Annotated in this window: 18 protein-coding genes and 3 pseudogenes; 16 read left to right on the top strand and 5 right to left on the bottom strand. The window is 68.7% G+C overall.

Annotated features, from left to right (window positions below):
• The first annotated feature begins 417 nt into the window (after nucleotides 1-417).
• The 4 genes from CP980_RS00460 (at nucleotide 418) to CP980_RS00445 (ending at nucleotide 3,917) form a co-directional block, all read left to right on the top strand.
• On the top strand, nucleotides 418-618 hold the full coding sequence (locus CP980_RS00460) for a hypothetical protein (RefSeq protein WP_150492233.1): 201 nt from the start codon (nucleotides 418-420) through the stop codon (nucleotides 616-618).
• Nucleotides 619-1,156: 538 nt separating this feature from the next.
• Complete coding sequence (locus tag CP980_RS00455; protein ID WP_229907264.1) at nucleotides 1,157-1,483, top strand: PRC-barrel domain containing protein; 327 nt, start codon at nucleotides 1,157-1,159, stop codon at nucleotides 1,481-1,483.
• A gap of 671 nt (nucleotides 1,484-2,154) precedes the next feature.
• A complete protein-coding gene (locus CP980_RS00450) occupies nucleotides 2,155-2,961 on the top strand; it encodes an MEDS domain-containing protein (protein WP_132752929.1) in 807 nt (268 codons plus the stop codon).
• Nucleotides 2,958-3,917, top strand: coding sequence for a sensor histidine kinase (locus tag CP980_RS00445; RefSeq protein ID WP_150492231.1), 960 nt, complete (start codon nucleotides 2,958-2,960; stop codon nucleotides 3,915-3,917). Before CP980_RS00450 ends, CP980_RS00445 begins: the two co-directional genes overlap by 4 nt.
• Nucleotides 3,918-4,518: 601 nt before the next feature.
• Here the strand turns inward: CP980_RS00445 and CP980_RS00440 are convergent.
• The gene (locus CP980_RS00440; RefSeq protein WP_132752925.1) at nucleotides 4,519-5,160 is read right to left on the bottom strand and encodes a carbonic anhydrase; all 642 of its coding nucleotides are present in this window, start codon (nucleotides 5,158-5,160) and stop codon (nucleotides 4,519-4,521) included.
• 159 nt (nucleotides 5,161-5,319) lie between these two features.
• Nucleotides 5,320-5,664: a transposase gene (locus CP980_RS00435; protein WP_165937167.1), complete on the bottom strand. Its 345-nt coding sequence runs from the start codon at nucleotides 5,662-5,664 to the stop codon at nucleotides 5,320-5,322.
• Between the two features lie 643 nt (nucleotides 5,665-6,307).
• On the opposite strand from CP980_RS00435, the gene CP980_RS35660 reads away from it, so the two are divergent.
• The 7 genes from CP980_RS35660 to CP980_RS00400 all read left to right on the top strand — a co-directional run bounded on the left by CP980_RS35660 (nucleotide 6,308) and on the right by CP980_RS00400 (nucleotide 13,114).
• Complete coding sequence (locus CP980_RS35660) at nucleotides 6,308-6,463, top strand: hypothetical protein (protein ID WP_229907262.1); 156 nt, start codon at nucleotides 6,308-6,310, stop codon at nucleotides 6,461-6,463.
• A gap of 81 nt (nucleotides 6,464-6,544) precedes the next feature.
• A complete protein-coding gene (locus CP980_RS00425; RefSeq protein WP_308439403.1) occupies nucleotides 6,545-6,970 on the top strand; it encodes a DUF6766 family protein in 426 nt (141 codons plus the stop codon).
• 513 nt (nucleotides 6,971-7,483) lie between these two features.
• Nucleotides 7,484-8,128, top strand: coding sequence for a LysE family translocator (locus CP980_RS00420; protein WP_150492230.1), 645 nt, complete (start codon nucleotides 7,484-7,486; stop codon nucleotides 8,126-8,128).
• A gap of 987 nt (nucleotides 8,129-9,115) precedes the next feature.
• Complete coding sequence (locus CP980_RS00415) at nucleotides 9,116-10,360, top strand: ice-binding family protein (protein WP_150492229.1); 1,245 nt, start codon at nucleotides 9,116-9,118, stop codon at nucleotides 10,358-10,360.
• Between the two features lie 112 nt (nucleotides 10,361-10,472).
• Entirely contained in the window at nucleotides 10,473-11,213 is a 741-nt protein-coding gene (locus CP980_RS00410; protein ID WP_150492228.1) for a DUF5819 family protein, read from the top strand.
• Between the two features lie 135 nt (nucleotides 11,214-11,348).
• Nucleotides 11,349-12,407 (top strand): HTTM domain-containing protein, encoded by a 1,059-nt coding sequence (locus CP980_RS00405; protein WP_244328222.1) that lies wholly within the window; start codon nucleotides 11,349-11,351, stop codon nucleotides 12,405-12,407.
• Nucleotides 12,408-12,643: 236 nt separating this feature from the next.
• Nucleotides 12,644-13,114 (top strand): hypothetical protein, encoded by a 471-nt coding sequence (locus CP980_RS00400; RefSeq protein WP_150492227.1) that lies wholly within the window; start codon nucleotides 12,644-12,646, stop codon nucleotides 13,112-13,114.
• Nucleotides 13,115-13,398: 284 nt separating this feature from the next.
• Here the strand turns inward: CP980_RS00400 and CP980_RS00395 are convergent, their stop codons facing one another.
• Together CP980_RS00395 and CP980_RS00390 are read right to left on the bottom strand one after the other, a co-directional pair.
• On the bottom strand, nucleotides 13,399-13,812 hold the full coding sequence (locus CP980_RS00395) for a hypothetical protein (RefSeq protein ID WP_167535759.1): 414 nt from the start codon (nucleotides 13,810-13,812) through the stop codon (nucleotides 13,399-13,401).
• 1,461 nt (nucleotides 13,813-15,273) lie between these two features.
• Nucleotides 15,274-15,750 carry a LuxR family transcriptional regulator gene (locus CP980_RS00390; RefSeq protein ID WP_150492226.1) on the bottom strand — a complete coding sequence of 159 codons (477 nt, stop codon included), beginning with the start codon at nucleotides 15,748-15,750 and terminating at the stop codon, nucleotides 15,274-15,276.
• Between the two features lie 768 nt (nucleotides 15,751-16,518).
• On the opposite strand from CP980_RS00390, the pseudogene CP980_RS35460 reads away from it, so the two are divergent.
• The 4 genes and pseudogenes from CP980_RS35460 to CP980_RS00370 form a co-directional block, all read left to right on the top strand.
• Nucleotides 16,519-16,643: pseudogene (locus tag CP980_RS35460) on the top strand (IS5/IS1182 family transposase); the annotation flags it as partial.
• 169 nt (nucleotides 16,644-16,812) lie between these two features.
• The gene (locus tag CP980_RS00380; protein WP_132752911.1) at nucleotides 16,813-17,616 is read left to right on the top strand and encodes an alpha/beta fold hydrolase; all 804 of its coding nucleotides are present in this window, start codon (nucleotides 16,813-16,815) and stop codon (nucleotides 17,614-17,616) included.
• A pseudogene (locus CP980_RS00375) lies at nucleotides 17,616-18,891 on the top strand (PP2C family protein-serine/threonine phosphatase). Before CP980_RS00380 ends, CP980_RS00375 begins: the two are co-directional and overlap by 1 nt.
• Nucleotides 18,888-19,226 (top strand): STAS domain-containing protein, encoded by a 339-nt coding sequence (locus CP980_RS00370; protein ID WP_150492225.1) that lies wholly within the window; start codon nucleotides 18,888-18,890, stop codon nucleotides 19,224-19,226. The pseudogene CP980_RS00375 and the gene CP980_RS00370 overlap by 4 nt, the downstream one beginning before the upstream one ends.
• A 119-nt stretch (nucleotides 19,227-19,345) precedes the next feature.
• Here the strand turns inward: CP980_RS00370 and CP980_RS36840 are convergent.
• Nucleotides 19,346-19,486, bottom strand: a pseudogene (locus tag CP980_RS36840) (IS21-like element helper ATPase IstB); the annotation flags it as partial.
• A 476-nt stretch (nucleotides 19,487-19,962) separates the two neighbouring features.
• Here CP980_RS36840 and CP980_RS00360 point away from each other — a divergent pair.
• Nucleotides 19,963-20,226, top strand: a complete 264-nt coding sequence (locus CP980_RS00360; protein ID WP_150492224.1) for a chitin binding peritrophin-A domain-containing protein — start codon at nucleotides 19,963-19,965, stop codon at nucleotides 20,224-20,226.
• Nucleotides 20,227-20,402 lie beyond the last annotated feature (176 nt).

Below are 20,402 nucleotides of genomic sequence, written 5' to 3'. Positions count from 1 at the left end.
TTCGATTTCGGCTGCCCGCAGTCGTCCGTGAACGATGGCGCGCCCCCGGCAAGCCGGGGTGCCGCCCCACCGGCTTTCTCCCCGGCCGGTCCCGGACGCCGCACTGTTCGCAGTCGCGGTCGCGTGGTCTGCAATCTGGTCCCGGTCGTGCCCGGAAGCCACGGTCGTCTTCGCGAGACCTGCCGCGTCGGTGGGTTCGACTATCAGAAGGTCGGTTCTCGGGCGGGAGCGGTGACGTGGAGGCGGGCGGATCGTTTCAGCTGACGTGAATGATCTATTCCGTTTCTTCTGGTTCTTCTGGTTCTTCTGGCCGGCACCTGCCCGTCCTGACGGGCTCAGCCTGCCCGGTGGCAGTCCGGCGCCCACGCCCGGCGGCCGCGTGCCGTGCCGGCGCGGCGGATCAGTGTGAGGGGCCGGGTGTTCTACTGGTGTCGGTCCTGCCGCCAGCCGCTCTACGCCACCAGTTCCCCAGCGCTCCCGGACGGCTGGGACTGGGAGATCGACCATCAGCGGCTCGACGACTGCGCCAACGGGCATCTGATGCCCCTGACCGGCACCGCCGCCCGCCCTGAAGACCTGCCCAACGCTCCGCGCGTGCTGCGCGTCTTCGGATCCTGAGCCCCCGGCCGTCCCGCGCCCGGAGTCCCGGCGGTGAAAGGTCCGCGTGAAGAAGGCAGGCTCCGGACAAGAGGCGGCGCACTCCTGTTCCACCGCGACTGACCGGCTGACCAGCAAGATTCATCGCCGCTCCGGGATTGCTCGCGGGTCGGCGGGGGCGCTGACGTGTCCACCGACCGCCTGGATCTCGAACGGATGTACTGGGGGGCTACCCTCTGTTCAGCTGTGCGCGCGGGGTGTAAAGGGCAGGGGGGCTGGGAGATCGTGATTCCGCACTGGTGAGCGCCGTCCACACGCCATGCGGCCTGCTCTCCGACGCGCCGGGCGGCGCGTCAACAGTGCCCGGCACGGGCTTCCTCGGCCGCCTGGCCATCGCAAGTGCCGGGCTCCATCGGCCGCGTCCCGGCCGAGGTTCATTGGCCGCAGCCTTCGATTGTCCTGCGCAGGCAGGGGAATGCGGGGGACGATATGGATCGAGGAGGCCCCCCGGGGCCTTGGTTGCCGAGGGTGCGGGGGCGGCTCTGTGAGCAGTGTGTGGATGTACGCGCAGGACAGCGGCTATACATCGGGGCAGTCGCTGGTGGGGTTCACCGTGGAGGCCGCTGATGGCGCCGTCGGGCATGTGGACCGCCAGCAGGACCAGCCCGGCATGCAGCACTTGGTGGTCGACACCGGAGCGTGGGTGTTCGGCCGGAGCGTGCTGATCCCGGCCGGTGCCGTCATCGGCATCGACACCGAAGCGCAGACGGTGAAGGTCGCACCGAGCCGGGAGCAGATCAAAGCCGCTCCACGGTTCACCACCGACAGCGAGACAGCTGACCCCAGCTATCTGTCCGCGGTCGGCCACTACTACCTCTCCCTGTGACGCTGAGCGGAGCCGGCGGCCCGCCCCACCGCGTACCGGCGGCAGGAGTCAACCCCGGGCTCTCATGGAACGCGGCCCGGCCTGAAACCGGATCGGTGTCCGGATCGTTTAACTGGGTGGGGTGCACACCCCGCCGCCAGGAAACCCGAGCGCCTTCGGCGGGCCGCCCCATGGGGGCGCCTGCGCTCCGACCCCGCCGCCCCGAGCGGCTGTACGGCTCATCATGGGCGGCGATGACGGCGTCGGGTGTCAGGGCCGGCGGCGGCGGCCGAGCAGGCCTGCCACGGCCGCTGTGGCCATTCCCAGCAGACTGCTGAGGAACGTCTCCTCCAGTCGGGCCGTGAGGCAACGGAGCGGCCCCCCGGGCGGGGCCCTGGCCCATCGCGGCGGTCAGGCCAGCACCCACGCTGGGCCGCAGCGCGACGGGCGCGGGGTCGAGCGGCTGAGCCGGTGCGGGAACGCTGTCCCGGGCCATGATGCCGCTGCCTTGAGCAGAGGGATCGAGGCCAGCGGACACCTGTTGCGGCGCCGTCAGCGGGAGGGCGGTGAGTGCCGCGCGGTCGGTGGTCCTGTGGCTCTGTGCTTGAGAGCGATGGGCTTAACGATCACTCCGCCGGACGCAGTATTGTGCTGGTTCGCAGGACTGGGCCGGGAGGCCGGGAAGGGGCGAGGTGAGAGCGACGCGGGCGTTGTCGACGTTGGACGAGGTCGAGCTCGGGGACCACGTCTGCTGGCTCATGGACGAGGCTGCCCGATTCCCTGCCGACGCGCGGGCTTACGTAGCGGACGGAGCCCTGTACGGGGACAAGATCGTGGTCGTCGGCTCTGGCGGCGCCACTTCCGGCCTCCCGCGGGTCGCTGTGCCCTCCACTTCGGTGATGCTGGACTTTCCCCACCCGACAAACCCCGACTCCGTTCTGGACGCCGTTCGCCGCGAGGCCCGGACCGCAGCACGTGAGGGGTACCGATCGGTACGTGTGCTGGCCGAGGGGATCCCCGCGACAGCGTCCGACAGCGCCGAGGACTGGCTGTCCCGGGAGCTGAAGCTGGACGAGTTCGCCTCGGAGAGCGGCGCCATCGTCGTATGCGCCTTTCACCCCTCGCAGTGGCAGGCGACTACGCTGGAACACGTGGTATGTGTGCACCCGCACGAGATGGGCAAACGAGCTGAACGTCCGGCCTTCCGGATGTTCAGTACGGGCGCCGACAGCTGGAGCGTTGACGGAGTGATCGATTCGGAATGCGCATCGGCATTCAACGCTGCCGTACGTGCAGCGATACAACGCCCACCCGTGATGAAACTGCGCTTCGACACCCTTGAGATGATCGACGCTGCCGGAATGCACGCTCTCGTCGATGCGGCCCGCCACCTTCCTGGCCGCAGGATCGTGGTGGAAGGCGCGAGCGAAACAGTTCGCCTGTGCTGGGAACTCGCGGGCTACGCAACCGACGAGGTACCGGTGGTGATGGCAGCATGACCATGACCGTTCCCGCGCACCCTTCCGAACCGGACATGAACGGATTCCGTCACCAGTTCTATCCCTATCGTGGGGAAGCACAGTTTCTGACCGGAACGCTCGGTTTCATCCGTGAGGCACTGGAAGCCGAAGAGGCGGTGGTCGTCGCCGTTCCATCGGACAGGGCGTCGCTGCTGCGGGATGAACTGGCTGACGAGCCGGCCGTCACCTTCGTCGACACGACGGTCAGCCCCAGTCCGGGCCGGCTGATCGCGGCCTGGACGGCCTGGATGAGCGAGCGGGGCGAGGGGGACAGGCCCGTACGAGGCATTGGCGAAACCGCTTGGCGTCAGGCGCGCAACGCCGCTCATCTCTCCGAGATGCGTTACCACGAATGGCTGCTGAACCGCGCCTTCGCACAAAGCCCAGCCTGGTCGATGCTGTGCCCCTACGACGCTGCCGACGGGGACCAAGACGCCCTGCAGTCACTCTCCCGCTGCCATCCGCTGATCCGCCAGGAACACCGGTACGTACGCAACGAGCAGTACCTCACCGCGGAGGAATACCCCTTCGAGGCCCTGGCCGACCCGTGCGATCCGTACCAGGAGCTGAGCTATACGAACGGTGACCTGGCGGCGATCCGCTCCAAGGTCTCCCAGTGCGCGTCCGACGCCGGTGTACCGGACGACCGGCTACCGAAGCTTGCCGTGGCCGTTACAGAGATCGCCACGAACAGCATCCGCCACGGCGGGGGCCGAGGAACCCTGCGCACCTGGGTGCAGGACTCCACGTTCCTCTCCGAGTTCCGTGACGCCGGCTACATCTCCGACGTGATGGCAGGCCGCACCCGCCCGGACGCGAACCAGATCGGCGGCCGCGGTCTGTGGCTCGCGCACCAACTCTGCGATCTGGTCGAAATCCGCTCTACCCCCGACCAGGGCACCACCGTCCGTCTCCACATGGACGTCCCGCAATAGCAGCGCCCACGGCCGGAAAACCAACGGCGCATCGGCACGGCACGCCCTCGCTCCGGGCTCGGTGGCCCGCGGGTCGAACACCGACCTCAGTTCCGCCGAGCCCACGCCCAACGTGATCGCCGACCACATGGACGCCTGACCGGCCCCGCCCTTCGTCAGAGACGCGAAGAGGGCTGACCCAGCCGGCCCAGGTGTCGAACCCGTGACAGACGCGGACCGCGCCCGCCTTGCCGATCCTCCAGGAGCACGTCCTCACGCTGACCCCGCACGGCCGATCCCGTTCCGGTCGCAGGGCCCAAGGCGACTGAGGCGATCCCGCAGTAACGGGCTTTCGTGCAGGCAGCGCCTCCTGCGGAGCCATTCGAGCAGAAGGCGCAGCCGCCCAACTGACCCGGTGCCGCCCGCGAACGGGCGCGTGCACAGCAGACCGGCTTCCCCGAAATCGAACGTGAATCGACAGCGGAGGTCCGCCATCCAGCGGCGCCAGCCCGACGCCGCTGGATGACGAACCCGGCGCATGGCACGCGAGAACCGGGCCGGGACCACTAGCGAGGTCCCGGCCCCCTCGCTTGAGGCGGGAGTGCGAGTGCCGGCCGGCGGGTCAGGCCGACAGGGTGTCGGTCGTGGTGGGGATGCCGTGGGCGGTGACGAGCCGGGCGTTGCCCTCGGCAAGCCGGTAGGCGAGGCCCACCACCCCGGTGCGGCCGGAGGCCACCTGGTCGGCCAGGACGCGGGAGCGCTCCAGGAGCAGGTCCACGGTGTGCTGGATGTGGGCGTCGATGAAGTCGCTGTCCGTGGTCGATCCCGCGGCGCGGGCGGCGAGCACGCTGGGGGTGACGCGTTCGACGACGTCGCGGACGTAGCCGGCGGCGGGCAGGCCGTCCTCGACGGCGGCGCGGGCTGCTGCGACGGCGCCGCAGGAGTCGTGGCCCAGCACCACGACCAGGCGGCAGTCCAGCACGCTGGTGCCGTACTCGATGCTGCCGAGGACTTCCGCACCGAGGACGTGCCCGGCGGTGCGGACGACGAACAGGTCGCCCAAGCCCTGATCGAAGATGATCTCGGCGGCCAGCCGCGAGTCGGAACAGCCCAGAACGACCGCGAACGGCTTCTGGGCAGGTGCCAGCTCCGCCCGCCGGGCGGCATCCTGGTTGGGATGGGCAGGCGCTTCTATCACGAACCGGCGGTTGCCGGACAGCAGCGCGTCGAGTGCCTGAGCAGGAGAAACAGGAGTGAAAGCCATGGCGGCAGCGTACGAAACGCCCCGCCGAACGGCACGCCCAGGGGTCCCCTGATCGTGCAGCCCGAGGGAGGTCCCTGCGCGGCGAATCCACCCAAAATGCTCCTTGCTTCAATGGGCTCGCCCCTGCGCGCGCAGACAGATCCCTGATCACGGCGGCGGTTATGGAAGCCATGGGCTGTTCCAGTCATCGATCGCCTCCCGCGTGAGGGAAGGTTTCGCCGTGTCGCGGGTCTGGTCCGTGTGGCGGGGGAGCGGCCGGCTGGCGGCCAAGTAGGTGAGGACGTTGTGCCAGGTGCCGTCCGTCTGCCACAGGCGCAGGCGTTCGGCGCAGCGGTGCCAGGGTCCGTAGCGGGTGGGCAGGTCGTGCCAGCGCCGTCCGCCGCGCTGCTGCCACAGGATGCCGTTGACGATGGCCCGGTAATCCGGCCCGCCAGGCCCGCAGCGCGGCAACAGCGCGCGGATCACGGCCCACTCCCCGTCCTTGAGGTCGTCACATTCACTCACACCATGACAACGGCTCTCCCTGCGGACCGACACGCCCCCGTCAGCGGGGGTGGACGTTTCTGCTGCGCCCACTCGCGACTGGCTCCGTCGCTGGGCAGGGCCGCAGCAGGCCCGGGTCATGCGCGACCTCACCCAACTGCGTGGCGACCCCATGCCCTGTTCCCTCAGCCCGCGCTGGCCGGTGTTCCCGGGGTTAGCCCGGTTGGGTGATCTGTCGTGGCGTTGTGTGCCGAGGCAGCGGACGGCCCGGTCTGCGGGCGATGGTGGCGCCGATCCCCGACTTTCGGCCGTTCCGACTACCAGGAGAAGGGAATCGACAGGGACGCGATCGTGCTGCTGCGCGAGGAGCTCCACCTGCTCCGTCCTCGGCGCCCCGTCCTGCGCCGGCAGTCCACCCCGCCAGCCCCGGCCGTGGCGCTGGTTGTGGCAGCGGCGCTGGTGCTGTGCGCCTGCGGGGCCTCGGAACCACGCCTGGACGGCGCGCGCCGGGCTGCAACCACCTTCGAGGCGGCCCTCGCGCGCTCCGACTACGCCGGCGCGTGCACGCTGCTTGCTCCGCGGACCCGCCGGCAGCTCACGGAGGACGCTGCCAAGCCCTGCGGTCCGGCCCTGGCCGGCGGGGAACTCCCCCGCAGCCGGCCAGGTGCGCGCCACGCAGGTCTACGGACGGCAGGCTCTGCTGCGCATGGCGCGGGACACGCTGTTCCTGTCGCAGTTCAACGACGGCTGGAAGATCGTGGGCGCAGGCTGCGAACCGCAGGCGGACATGCCCTACCGATGTTCGTTGAAGGGCGGCTGAGGTCCGATTGTTGTTCATCACCTGCCTGGTGGTCATCCTGGGCGGGCTGGGCTACTTCATCGCGATCGGGGCGATGCACCGGTGAGCGAGGGGCCCAAGGGCGCCGGAGGCAGCTTCTGGTGGGACAACAGCCTCACCCTCACCTCCGGCGGCGCGTTCCTCCTGGTCCTGGCCGGGCAGGCGCTCGCGGGACAACCCGGATTCAACGAAGACCTGGCCGCCGACGGATTGCAGCAGCTGACGCTCGGTGGGTACGTGATGTCCTCGGTCTTCGCAGTCGACGTATCCGAGAACTGGCAGTCGGAGTACCTGCAGTTCTTCCTCTACATCTTCGGCACCGTCTGGCTCCTCCAAGCGCGACTCGCCCGAGTCCAAGGAGCTCCACAAGGCCGGACTCGAAAAAGTGACCAGGAGAGGACGCCTCCTGGCCGCCAAGTGGCCCACCGGGGAAGAGGGCTGGCCTGGGTCCGGGAGCGGGCGGCGTACATGTATGGGTATGGCTTGTGAACGGATTCGGTACACGGGCGGTCGTCGTGGACCGGGCGCGGCAGATCGCGGACAGAGATGCGCTGCTGAAGGTCACGCCCCGAAAGGCGATGTACTGGCCGTCTCCACGGCGTGCTGCCGCACACGCCGCCGACGTATCGGCGGCGGTCCGCTGCTGCCAGGCCCGGCGGGAGGGCCGCTTCCCGACCTGGTCGACACCGTCCGCGAACTCCACGTCCCGCCGGCCCGGCCGGACGCGGTCGCGTTCGTCGCCAGGATGCCCTTCTGGTTCCGCCTGGACCGGACTCCTCGGCGAGTCAACCTGAAGCTGTGCGGGCCGCGACCGTGCCGGCGCTCAGCTGCGGGCTCTCGTCGGCGGGCCGGAAACGGCGCCGGGGGCGCCTGAAGGCAGCGAGCGGCGGGGCCGTACTCTGCTGAGGCATGACAGGTGCTGCTGATGCGCGGCAGCCGTCCTTTGTAAGGCGGTCACCCGTTTCGCATCATGTGGCTGACGAACGACCAGGAGGATGACCGGTGATCACTCTGACCGCGGTGGCAGGTGTGGCTCTGGTCGAACTGGGCATGGCCCTGACTCCGGGGCCGAACATGATCCATCTCGCCTCCCGTGCGATCACCCAGGGTCGCAGGGCGGGCCTGGTCAGCCTCAGTGGAACCGCTGTCGGATTCGTGTGCTACCTACTGGCCGCGGCCGCGGGCCTGTCGGCGTTGTTCGCTGCCGTGCCGGTGGCGTTCATGGCGGTCAAGCTCGCCGGCGCCGCCTACCTGGCCTACCTCGCTTGGGGCATGCTCAAGCCCGGGGGCAGCTCGCCCTTCGCCCCGGCCCAGGACCTGACTCCGGTCTCTAACGCTCGCCTGTTTTCGATGGGGCTGCTGACGAACCTGCTCAACCCCAAGATCGCTCTGATGTACGCCGCCCTGCTGCCCCAGTTGCTGGAACCGCAGGCAGGTCCGGCATGGGGACAACTGCTCCAGCTCGGTGGGGTGCAGATCATCGTGGGGATCTCGGTGAACGCTCTGATCATGTTGGGCGCAGCGCGGGTGTCGGGATTCCTGACCGCCCGGCCTCGCGCCATGACTGCCCAGCGGTTCACGGCGGGTGGCCTGCTCGGCGCCTTCGCGGTGCACACCGCGCTGTCCCCTGCTCCTGCCTCGTCCTGAACCAGGCTCGCGCGAATCTCAGTCCGCCTGAACCGGGCCAAGGGCCTGTCGTCAGAGTGTCACGCCCCCATCAGGAGCGATACCTGCGCTGTAAGCCGGACAGCGGACCGGGGTTCGGGGTCCTGCTGCCGGCCGCCAGGGATCCTGCGGGACCAGAAACGCCCCAGCGGGCAGGCACTTCGCCTTGGCTCGGAAGGCGGAAGCGATCCGCGTGCCTCCGGAACCGGCACGGGAGCCGGCGGGTCAGGCCTTCTGGCGCGTCTGCCCAGGTGAGTGGCCGCTGGAATTCGTCGCGGGTCTTGGTTGAGCGGCCGGGTATCCCAGCCGCGGTGTGCCCTTTTCGTACAGGTCGGCCTTGGCCCGCCCTTCCAACTCCGCCCGCTCCGGCTCGGCATGCGTCCGATTCTTCGCCGGAGCCGCCGTCTCGGACTGTTTGACGCCCGGGGCGGCCGCTTTATCGCCGCTCGCTCTGGGGCTGACGGACGCCGGTGGCATTGCTCGGCGTTTCGGCCCTCTCCTTGTCGGCCTCCTCAGACACCTTCTCCCTCTCCGGCAGGGGCGTGTGGCGCGAAGCGTGTAGCGACTCGTCGCAGCTCAGTTCCGTTTGCACAGGTCAGTGGCTAGAGGGCAGGGGAGTGGCGACGTACTGCCGCCACGCCCGTCACGCAGGGTTCGCGAGATCGCCTGACTGGCAGTACATCTCCGTCTGCGGTGGCCGGGATTATTGAAGCAGGTGTGCGGTGCTGCCTCTTGTGGGTCAATCGAGTACTGCCCATGTGGGGGGAATGTCGGGTTATCGACAATATGAGTTTTATTATTTGTATCGAAAATCAGCCGCGGGAATGTGTTTGTATTAATCCCCCTCCGTGTCTTACTCGCGGTTGGCGCGCGAAAATTTCTGTGTAATATGCGGCGGCAACATGCAAGGGCTTCTCGGGCGAACGGTAGGGCCCGGTGCGCCACGGTCCACACAGAAATGGCCTCTTGATGAAGCTGAAAAACCAAGCGGCTCAGCGCCGCACTCTGTCCGGCTTTCTGGCCTCGGCTGTCGCCGTAACGGTTGCCGCTGTCATGGTCGCCGGATTGCCGACGCAGGCACTGGCCATCGCGACACCCGTGCCTCTGGGCACCACCGCCAGCTACTCCGTTCTGGCAGGTCAGGGTGTGACCAACACCGGCCCGACGGTGATCGATCACGACCTCGGGACGCACCCGAATCCGGCCATCACAGGATTCCCGCCCGGGCTGGTGCTCGGTGCCGTGCATCCTGCGGACGCGGCTGCCCTCCAGGCCAAGAGCGATCTGATCGTGGCGTACAACAACGCGGCTGGACAGGCCGAGGACTTCGACCTTCCGGCGGCAATCGGGTCCGGGACGTCCGGCCCCACGGAGCTGATTCCGGGCGTCTACACGAGAGACCCCGCCGGCAGCGTCGGACTCACGGGCGACCTGGTCCTGAATGCCGGAGGAAATCCCAACGCGGTCTGGGTGTTCCAGATTCCTGCAGCCCTGACGACGGCCACCTCCAGTCGGATCCTCCTCACGAACGGCGCCTCGCCGTGCAACGTGTTCTGGCAGATCGGGAGTTCGGCCGAGCTCAACACCAACACCACCTTCGTGGGCACCATCATGGCCCTGACCTCGATCTTCCTGAGAACGGGGACGAACGTCGAGGGCCGGGCGCTGGCCCGTAACGGCGAAGTGACGATGGACAACAACCGGATCTTCCTCGGCGGGTGCGCCACCGGCAGCACGACCACGGGTACGACGACTGGAACGACCACGACCGGCACCACGACCGGCACCACCACCGGCACCACCACCGGAACGACCACGACCGGTACGACGACCGGTACGACGACCGGCACGACCGCCGGAACGCCGACCCCCGGATCGACGACCGGCACGACCGTGGGGCTGATTGGTGGCGGCCTCCTGGGCGGACCGATCGTCGACCTCGTCTCCGGCGGTACCTCAGGGAACATCGCCGGAAACACCTCCGGCAACACCGCGGGCAACACGGCCGGGAACACGACCGGCGGGGCGATCACCGGCGGAGTGCACGGCGGCAAGCCCGGTGGTCCCGCGCACGGCGGCGGGCCGGGCAAGGGTCACGACAAGGAGCAGGGTAAGCCGGGGTCCGGCGACGACCATGGCGGGAAGCCTGGCGAGCACTACGGCTATGGCAACAAGCCCGCGGGCTACGAGGGTCCCAACGGCCACGAGGGCTAGGCAGCAGGCTGCACGAAGCCCGTGCATCGGATCACGGCGTGCGGTGGAATCCTCAGCGAATCCGCCGCACGCCGTCGGTCAGAGTCGCGGATACCTCAGGCGAACGGCAGACATGAGAAAGACCGGGTGGGCGGTGTCGAGCGGAATTGAATCTGCGGGTGTGAAGGAACTTCATCAGTCCGATTTCGGTCCGGCCCCCCAAGAGCATCATGATGAACGGGTCAGGCCGATTGAGCGGCCCATGGGTGCTGGGGTGGTGAAAGCAGGGCTCCACACTGCCGTAGCCCTGTGCCTGCTCACGACTCTGGTCCATGTCGTCCTGGTGTTCCTTCATGTAGCCCCCTCCAACCCTGTATCGAAGCGCTACAGCTCACAAGTCAACGGGTGGGTTTACCCGCTCTTCGAACAGAACTGGCGGCTTTTCGCCCCGGACCCCGACTCTTTCAACCGGAAAATCCTGGCGAGGACCGCACATGCTGACTCCGATGGGTCGGTGAAGGTAACCCCCTGGCTCGACCTGGCTGCTGTGGATAATTCCGCAGTCGACCACAATGTTTTTCCAAGCCATACGTCGCAAAACCTTCTGCGCCGCGCCTGGACCTCTTATGTCGAGACTCACGGAGGAAGCGACACGGCACGCTCGGAACGGGCCGTCATGTTGCAGAACTACCTGCGCAACATCGCCGCGGACCGCGTCGCTGCCCACAACGACGGCGGCGCCTTCGACTTCATTCAGCTTCGGGTCGTCACCGTGCCCGTCGCCGCGCCCGGCACAGCAGCCGGGAACCGCCCGCCGGCACCCACCGAGGACCGGCTCCTGCCCTGGTGGAAGGTGACCTCCCATGGGAAATGAGCAGATCTCTCAGCCCTTGCCACGGCTGCCACGACGCACCGACCCGCGGCCCAGGAGACCTCGCTCGTCGGCGCGGCCCACCAGCGGACCCTCGACCGGATCGCCGCGTCGTGGGCCCTTCTCACTGACCGGCCCGTGTCCCTGTACGCCGCGGCGGTGATGCGCATCGGCTACGGACTGCTCTACCTGATCTTCCTACTGCGCGAGTTCCCGCACCGTGACGAAATCTGGGGCCCCAACTCCCCTTGGACGCCCACGCTGGCACGCCGGCTCTTCGACCAGACGGGCTGGAACAGCATCCTGGTCCTGTCCGACAGCCGCACCTACTTCGAACTCTGCTACGTGACGGCCCTCCTCACTTCCGCGCTGTTCATGCTGGGTTGGCGGACCCGCGCCACGTCCGTCCTCTTCGCCGTCGTGGTGACCTCGTTCCATGCCAGATCGATCTTCATGACGGATGGGGGCGACAACCTGGTCCTGCTGATGGCCCTCTACCTCGTCCTCACCGCCTGCGGCCGACGCTGGTCCCTGGACGCACGCAGAAACCGGCTGCGGACAGCCGGTGCAGGCAACGCGCCGGACTCGGTGAGGAGCTGCACACTCCAACTCCGCGATGCCCGAAACACCTTGACCACCGTGGTGCACAACTGCGGCATGCTCGTCATCGCGGCACAGGTCTGTTTCCTCTACGGATCAGCCGGCTTGTACAAGATCCAGGGCCCGACCTGGGGCAGCGGCACGGCTCTCCACTACGCGCTGAACCTCGAACTCTTCCAGCCGTGGCCCACGCTCTCCCATCTCGTGGACGCGTACCCGATGGTGATCGCGATCGCCAGCTACGTGACGGTGCTCTTGCAGGTCGCCTTCCCGTTCGTGCTCTTCGGCAGGCTCAAGTATCCCGTGCTGACCGTGCTGCTGGGCATGCACATCGGCATCGCCGTCCTCTTGGGACTGCCCCTCTTCTCCGGCGCGATGATCGTTGCGGATGCCGTGTTCCTTCCCGACCGCTTCTATGCCCTTCTGCCTCGTCTGTACCGGCGCGCAGGGATGTGGTGGCCGGCACCCAGTCGAGCGGCAGGCCCCGGGAGCGTACCCCCGCAAGGTAGGCCCGGCGCTCCCAGCTCCAAACATGGCGCCGTTCCTGCACAGACGGGCACCCCGCCAGCCACCGGGTTCGCGTCCAAGCAGCGCTGAGCAGTCGCGCGAACCGTAGCGCACTCCACGACCTGTGCCCGCCGTGGCGCGGCCCACGCCGGGCATCGTGAAACATGTCGTCGTCCAGACCTCTCAGCCAGTGGGACCTTTCACGGCGAGGCGGCGTCGGTCCTGGACACCACACTCGGCCACCCCGGCCCAGGAACTGTCCGGGGGATCACGGGTTCGCGTGCGGGTCGGCGGGAGGTGTCTGCGCGCTCTCGTAGGCTGCGCCCATGAGCACCGAGGAGCACTTCGCGACAATTGACGAGTTGGCCGTGCAGCCGTTCCCGGCGGCGACTTATGCCGACACCTCCGGGGAAGGCGGGCCAGAGCATCATGTGCGCGTACTGATGATCAGTCGGGACTTCTGGGATGACGAGGACGGGCAGGCCCGGGTCGCGGCCGAAGCAGAGCTGCAGACCTGCCTCGACGACCTGGCCGCACGCCTGACGACTCGGTGGGGCAATGCGTTCGTCGTGGACCTCGGACCGTATCTCAGCGCCAGTTGCGAGGGCGAGCCGGTGCCAGAGCCACTCGACTACCTCAGCCAACAAGTCGTGAGAATGCAGGTGTGGCCGCTTCCCGACAGAGGCTGTTGGCTCGCGCTGGCGATCGGCCAGGCCGACAAGGAGTTGCCACTCATCCTGTTTGCCGCGGTCGGCAGAGCTTCCGCACTCGACTTGAGCACGAGTGGCCGGTCATGAACGAAGCCACACGATCGCAGCTGCAGCTGCGACGGTGCCGAGGAACAATCACCGCTTTCCCCACCTCGTACACGGGACAAGGGTCCGGCCAGGCGGCAGTCCCATGATCGGCCGGACAGCTCCTAGTCGCTGAGGTCAGCGCCGACCGGGCCAGTGACCGCGGTACGGGTTGGGTGCTGGCGGCTGGCTGCAGCCCCTTTCCTTGGTTTCGATGCGGGGAGGGGCCGCGGACCGGCGCTGGGCAGGGGAACCTGTCGTGCCCGTCCGCGGTCCTGGAGAGGGGGTTAGGGGACGACGATGGAGAAGGAGGCGTCTTCGTAGACGCCGGGCTTTCCGGTGATGACGAGGAAGGTGTCGGTGCGGGTCCCGCACGAGGGGTGTGGCCACATCGAGATCCGGATGTCGTATTCGAAGCTGATGTACTGCAGGGTGGCGGTGGGGACGAGCTTGCGGACGTCGAGGTCCTTGTCCTCCAGCTCGACGCAGTAGTGGCCCGCTGCGGGCTTGGTGACGGCCTCGATGCCCTTGGACCGGTTGACGCTGCCGTTGGCGTTGACCACGGCCGCTGCCTGCGCGTAGGGGGCGGTCACCTTCGCGGAGCCGGGGGGTGCGGCCACCGCTGTTCCCGCCCAAGTTCCGCCGGCGAGGAGTCCGAGGCCGACGCTGGTCCACACGGCTGCGCGGGTCTTCTTGCTCATGGGCATGTGCGGTCTCTTCCCGTCTGGGGTGGTGCAGGCGGCCTCCCCGGGCCGTCGGCACACCCGAAGTTAGGGGCGCCGCCGCGGCCTTCATGGTCCTAACGCGGTCAAACCACCGTTTGAGGGGGCGTGGGAGGTGCTCGTCCCGGACCGAAGCGCGCCTTGGGCGCGTCGGGCGGGGCTTCCACCGGCGGGGTTTGATGGCGAGCCGGGGTCCCTCGACGGAGTGAGCGTCAGGCGCAGCTCGTCGTGTAGGCGGCCGGCGTGGGCTTTTCGGCGCGGGGACCTTTTCAGATTGGTTGACCTTTCATTTATGTGGGGGGGCGTGGGAAGGGATGGGTCCCCAGGCGATCGATGCCTGAGCGGAAGATCGTTCGACGGAAGCCCCAGGGCTCGCCGCCACGAGGCGACCACCCTTCCCGCGCCCACACCTTGACCGCCCCGACCGGCCTCCCCCTGCCCACCGGAGCCCCTTTCGGACGACGACAGGCATGGCCCTGGGCCTGCTGCGCGGGCCGTCACCGGATCTTCAGCTGCCGTCACCAAGGCCCGGCGTACGCGGCAGGCGGCTCCTCATCCTTGGTCGCCGCGACGCTGGGGCTACTCGTACGTGGGAAGGCGCGGATGAGTAGGGGAAGGCTTTGGTGGTGGTGGCGTCAGCACCGGCGTCAACGCTCGCCTGCGCCTGTCACACGGGATGTCGAATGCTGTGCTTCTGACGCGGGGCGGTGGTCGGGCGTGGTTATGGTCGGGTGCAGTCCGCGTCGATAGGGCGTGCGCGGGCGAGGCCCGGTGACCAGAGCGCTCTGGCGGCAGTAACACCGGGCCGCCCCACCACCCCACGGACCGAGGTCCGTCGTACGGAGGCGCGGCCTTGTGGTGCGCCGCCCGTTGGCTGACGCGGCCGCGCCTCCGTGCACCTTCTGCATGGCCCTGTTCGCGAGAACGGCCACTGATTTACGCGTTTCGCCGCAAGAACGGGTTGATCCTCGACTCAGCCGACGAGTACGTGCTCACCCCTCGTGTGGCCGCACGGCCGTTGAGGGCGGGTCGACGCTGCTCGGCAGCCGGTACCAACCAGCGGGCTGGCATCTTGCGGGCTGTCTTTCCTGGGGGATCGGCCCTTGCCGGCGCCCGCCTGGTCGCTGTCGCGGCTCTGCGCTGCCGCTAAGGCGGCACCCCCCCGCGATGATCCGTTTCCGCATCACCCGACCTGGTCGGTCTGCATACGGCTTTGAGGTTCAGGCGGTGTACGTGGGGGCTCTGCTGATGAGGCGTTCGGCGGTGCGGGTGCCGACGTCAGCGGGCGGCGAGCGGATCGGCGGTGACGTGTGGGCCTTGGTTCTGGCCGGCGGTGGTGTTCTGGGATGACGTCCTGCCGCGGGAATGGTACGTGGACGGGGCCGGGCGTTGGCGGATCGGGGAGGAGCGGTACGGGTCCCGGGGCGCGGCCGCGTGGTGTCACGGCGTCGCGCTGTGCCCCGCGGAGGGCTCGACGTGCCCTTTGGCCGCGCGGCGTCGGCGCCGCGGCTTCTGGAGCCAGCCGCGTTGGGCCGCTTTGAGCCCCGCCTCGAAGCGGCTCGACGTCTCCAGGCGTTCCATCAGTCCTGCCATCTGCCATCTGCCATCTGCCTTCGCACGCTGCGCGCCGAAATCCGGAGCCGCCGGCCCGGCGACCTCGTCCGTGAGGCCGGACGCGAGCAGCCTGAGCGAGGCGACGACCCCCGGCTCCCGGACACACGGCGCGCCGCGTTTCGTCGCGGACGGATCGATCGGGACGACGGCGGCCTTGCGGTCGAAGATCAGCATCCGTGAGGGAGCGTGGGGCAGGTGCGCACCATGCCCCCTGCTCGGCATCCACCGCGCGTACGGGAGCGTCGCGGGGTCGTGGCGTGCGCTGTCCTGGTAGAGCGTCAGCAGGGCGATGCCCTTGCGCATGGCGGTGTCGTCGAGCGGCCTCGAAGCGTCGAGGCTGGCTTGGCTCTGGGCTCCGCCCGGCATCACCGAGGGGCGCCCGTTGGACATCTCCCGCGCGAGGACCTCCAGCCTGGCCTGGATGGCGTCGAGGCCGAGCAGACGTCCCGTGGCCGTGGCCGTGGTATCCGTTGCCGCCGGGTCCGGCCGAAGGCCGGCGTACTCGGCGATCGCATGTGCCCCACGTCGACGGAGTCGCCTGCGAGTAACCCCTTCCGCCGGCCACCCGCCATGAAGGCGCCCGAGGCCGGACACGCCCGAACAGCCGAGACCGCTTGCCCAACCCTGCGGCGCACAGGCTCAGGTTTGTCACCGGCCCACCGTTTGGCTGACCTCGGGGCAGCGCAGAATCGGGCCATGACCACACAGCCCGCACGCAAAGCCCCCCATTGTGCCTGTCGGCTCGTGGAACCGACCCCGTGCGTGACGAGGTGAGGCTGCTGTCCGCAGAGAGCCGGGCGGCTGCCGACGATGGCGCGGCTGGCCGTACGGGACTATCTCCCGCCGTGCGGGAGACAGTCGAGGCGATCGTACGAGCAGTGGGAGCCGGCGACGACCTCCTCATCGACCGCCTGCTGACCCGGTTCACGCAGATCGCGGACTTCAACGCCCTCCTACACCTGCGCACCCGCCTGAGTACCACGCTGCGCGCGCCGACGGGGCGCGCCCGAACGGCATGGTCCGGGCGCGCTAGGGGCGTGTCTCTTTGATCCGTTGGTCAGGTAATCGGATGTGTCCGTCCGGTCAATGATCACTGATGCGATGCGTGACCGGATCGAGTCGTTGACCCCGGCTGATCCGCTCCGCGCTCGGCGGTGGGCGACCACCACCGAACCCAGGAAGCCATCGCGTGCAAGGCACCTGCTAGCCCAGGCTCGGCGCGAGAGCCAGGCGACGGCCTGGGCACGGCTCTCACCTGCGGCGAGAGACGCGCGTACGGACTTCATGTGGAGGTGTGGGGTGGGGTGTGTGGGGTGACCCGGGGGTTTGCGAGAGTGGTGGGTGGGGCCTGAGAGACTGCTGGGTATGGATATCCAGCGCAGGAACAATGTCACGGTCACCGGCAATCCCCACGGCCCGACGGTGGTTCTGGCGCACGGGTTCGGCTGCGACCAGAACATGTGGCGTCTCACCCTCCCCGCGCTGGTCAAGGACTATCGGGTGGTTTTGTTCGACTACGTCGGCTCGGGCCGCTCCGTGCTTTCCGCGTTCTCCGAGACCCGCTACGCATCCCTGAGCGGTTACGCGCAGGACGTGGTGGACGTGTGCGAAGCGCTCGATTTGCGCGGCGCGGCGTTCGTGGGGCACTCGGTCTCCGCGATGATCGGTGTGCTGGCCGCCCAGATGGCTCCGGAGCGGATCGGGGCGCTGGTGATGGTGGCGCCCTCCCCCCGCTACATCGACGACGAGGGTTACCGGGGCGGATTCTCCGCCGAGGACATCGAGGAGCTGCTCGATTCGCTGGAGTCGAACTACCTGGGGTGGTCGGCTGCCATGGCGCCGGTGATCATGGGGAACGCGGAGCGGCCCGAGCTCGGTGAGGAGCTGACCAACAGCTTCTGCGCCACTGATCCGGCGATGGCACGCGTCTTCGCCCGCACCACCTTCCTCTCCGACTCGCGGGAGGACCTCAAGAAGGTGAGCGTGCCGACGCTGGTGCTGGAGTGCACCCAGGACGCCATCGCCCCGCGCGAGGTCGGCGCCTTCGTACACGAGACGGTTCCTGGCTCGACACTCGTCACCCTGGACGCCACCGGGCACTGCCCGCACATGTCCGCGCCTGAAGCCACCAACCAGGCGATCACCGGCTTCCTGGCCGGACTGCGGTGATGTGCCGCACCGATCAGCACAGCGACCCGCACGACGCCGGCGAGGAGAAGACCTCGGATGCGGCGTTCGCCGCGCTGTTGGAGGACAGTGCGGAGGAACTGTACGAGAGCGCACCGTGCGGGTATCTGTCCACGCTGATGGACGGCACCGTCGCGAAGATCAACACGACGCTGCTGGACTGGCTGGGCCTGAACCGGGAGGCGGTGGTGGGCCGGATGCGGTTCACCGACCTGCTGACCGCGGGCGGCAGGCTGTACCACGAGACGCACTTCGCGCCGCTGCTGCGCATGCAGGGCGAGCTCGGCGGCGTCGCCCTGGAGATCAAGAACGCCGACGGGGTCCGAATTCCGGTGCTGGTCTCCTCCACGGTCAAACACGGGGCCACGAGCGAGCCGCTCCTCATCCGCACCACCCTCTTCGACGCCCGCGACCGCCGCGCCTACGAAGAGGAACTGCTGCGGTCCCGCAGAGCCGCCGAGGAAGCACACCGGCAGGCCGAAGCCGACCGCGCCCGCCTCCAGGACGCCCTCGCCGCACTCCAGTCATCCCTGCTGCCCGACACCCTGGCGCCCATACCCGGCATGGAGAGTGCCGCGCACTACCGCACCGCCTCTCCCGACCGGCTCGGAGGCGACTTCTACGATATTTTCCCCGTCGACGGCAAGCGTTTCGGCTTCTTTCTGGGCGACGTGTGCGGCAAGGGCCCCCAGGCCGCGGCGGTGACCTCGCTCACCCGCTACACCCTGCGGGCCGCGGCCTTGCACGACCCCGACCCCGTTTCCGCCCTCATAACCTTGAACAGAGTCCTTCACGAGCGCTACAGCGGCGGCGACCCCCGCTACTGCACCGCCATCGTCGGCACCCTGGAGCCCGACCCCCCAGACCGGGCAGATCACGGTCCACCTGGCCTCCGGCGGCCACCCGCCGGCCCTGGTCCTGCGCGCCGACGGCACAGCCGACTTCCTACCCACCCCCGGCGGCCTCCTCGTCGGCATCCTGCCCGACGCGCCCTTCACCCCCGCCACCACCACCCTGGCCCCGGGCGATACTCTCCTGCTCTACACCGATGGCCTCACCGAAGCCCGCACTGGCGAAAGCCGCACCGACCTGTACGGAGACGAAGCCCTGCGCGCCTTCGCCACCCACCACGCCGGCCGCCCCCCGCATGCGGTCATGGAGGCAATGACCAGCCTGCTGGACGGCTTCGGCGACGGCCTGGACGACGACACCGCCCTCCTCGCGCTCGGCGTCCCCGCCCCCGAGGAGCCGGCATGAACCCACTGGACCTCACCGTCCGGGACACCCCGAATGGCCCAGTCGTGGAAGTCATCGGGGAACTCGACTACGACACCGCCGAAGCCCTGCGCGACCTCCTCCAAACGCTCCCCCTGGAGCGGGGCCAGCGCCTCGTCCTGGAGCTGGCACGCATGGAGTTCTGCGACTCCAGCGGCATCAGCGCCCTGATCGCCGCCCGCAACCACGCCCAGTCGGCCGGAGCCGACATCGCACTCGCCGCAGTCCCGGCCAACACCCTGCGCGTCCTGCGCGTCGTGGGACTGGACCAGGTGTTCGCGCTCCATCCCGACACCGAGTCCGCAATCGGAGCCTGACCGCAAGGCCGGCACCCTCGCCGAGCAAACTCTCCTTCGAGGGACATGCACCGGCCTCCGCGAGGTGACAGCACACAGGGGCAGATCGAGGCGGCCTGGGAAGCCGTAGCGCCTTGGCTGGCGAGAGTGTGAACGGTGGCCGCGTCGATGTTGAGGTTCGCAAACTCGAAGGTCCGCAGGGACTTGTCCCGGGGGAGGCCGGCCACTTTGCTCCGGCGGCCGGAATGACGCCGCGAGCGGTCGTCACACTCGGCCATCAGCCGGCGGCATGGGTTGGATGTCGTCCGAGGACGGCAGGTCGTGATCCACGACCTGCAGTTCGGCGCGCCGCAGGGGACTTTCTGCGGGCCGGCCGACGTGGGCAAGGTGAGACCAGGAGCAGACGGGATGTGACCGTCACAAAATATGAGCCGCAGCCTGACGAAGACTGACCTGGCCTCGGCTCATACGCCCTTTCGGCGCCGTGTTTCCACCCGAAGATCGCTGGCGCACGGCTCGACGCTGACCGACTCCAGTCCACCCTGACTGGCTGGACCCGTGGCGCTCGGCCGGTGATGGCGGGTCAGTGGTCGGCGGTGTCCGCGCCGGGCTCAAAGGGGCGCCGGCCCGGGGAGCGGGCCACCGTGGGCGTGCCCGCCGCCGTGGCGAAGTCCTGGTCGGCGCGGCTCGTGCGTGTCTGTGGCGGTGGCGGCTCGTTCGGCTTATGGACCAAGTCGTTTAGTAGTGGAGGTGCGTGATGTCGCGTTTTGCTCGTTTTGCTTCCTGTGTGGCTCTGGCGGCCGCTGGGCTGGTCGGCCCTGCGGCCGCAGCGCAGGCCGCCGCGGACGTGCCGATCGTCTGCACCCAGGAGGGCTACTTCCCCAACCCGAACGACCCGCGGAAGTTCGTCCGCTGCGTGGACTTCGAGGGCAAGGGACAGAATTTCACTGTCTACCACTTCGAATGTGGTGAAGGCACCGTGTGGGACGAGGAAATCACCACCTGCAACTACCCCCGCTAACGCGCTGCGCCCGGAGTCCGGCGAGGGGGGAGCGCCGGCTCCTGGCGTACCTGCACAGCTGGGCACTGTCGCTGCGTGGAGGGCCGGAGACTCACATGGTCGTGCTCGCCGATGGCCGGGCGTCGGGCGCGGTGGCTCCCCGAGGTCTTCGTATTACCCATGGCCGCCTGGCCGCC

This window comes from Streptomyces vinaceus, from assembly GCF_008704935.1.
GTDB classification, from domain to species: domain Bacteria; phylum Actinomycetota; class Actinomycetes; order Streptomycetales; family Streptomycetaceae; genus Streptomyces; species Streptomyces vinaceus.
The sequence above is the reverse complement of the archived record's forward strand: the minus strand, read 5'-3'. Positions and strand labels throughout refer to the sequence as shown.

Bases quoted from the DNA above. Each gene is read 5' to 3' on its own strand.
- CP980_RS00455 (WP_229907264.1), top strand. From the start codon at position 1,157: ATGTACGCGCAGGACAGCGGCTATACATCGGGGCAGTCGCTGGTGGGG.
- CP980_RS00445 (WP_150492231.1), top strand. From the start codon at position 2,958: ATGACCATGACCGTTCCCGCGCACCCTTCCGAACCGGACATGAACGGA.
- CP980_RS00440 (WP_132752925.1), bottom strand. From the start codon at position 5,160: ATGGCTTTCACTCCTGTTTCTCCTGCTCAGGCACTCGACGCGCTGCTG.
- CP980_RS00415 (WP_150492229.1), top strand. From the start codon at position 9,116: ATGAAGCTGAAAAACCAAGCGGCTCAGCGCCGCACTCTGTCCGGCTTT.
- CP980_RS00410 (WP_150492228.1), top strand. From the start codon at position 10,473: ATGAGAAAGACCGGGTGGGCGGTGTCGAGCGGAATTGAATCTGCGGGT.
- CP980_RS00400 (WP_150492227.1), top strand. From the start codon at position 12,644: ATGAGCACCGAGGAGCACTTCGCGACAATTGACGAGTTGGCCGTGCAG.
- CP980_RS00395 (WP_167535759.1), bottom strand. From the start codon at position 13,812: ATGAGCAAGAAGACCCGCGCAGCCGTGTGGACCAGCGTCGGCCTCGGA.
- CP980_RS00390 (WP_150492226.1), bottom strand. From the start codon at position 15,750: ATGCGCAAGGGCATCGCCCTGCTGACGCTCTACCAGGACAGCGCACGC.
- CP980_RS00380 (WP_132752911.1), top strand. From the start codon at position 16,813: ATGGATATCCAGCGCAGGAACAATGTCACGGTCACCGGCAATCCCCAC.
- CP980_RS00370 (WP_150492225.1), top strand. From the start codon at position 18,888: ATGAACCCACTGGACCTCACCGTCCGGGACACCCCGAATGGCCCAGTC.
- CP980_RS00360 (WP_150492224.1), top strand. From the start codon at position 19,963: ATGTCGCGTTTTGCTCGTTTTGCTTCCTGTGTGGCTCTGGCGGCCGCT.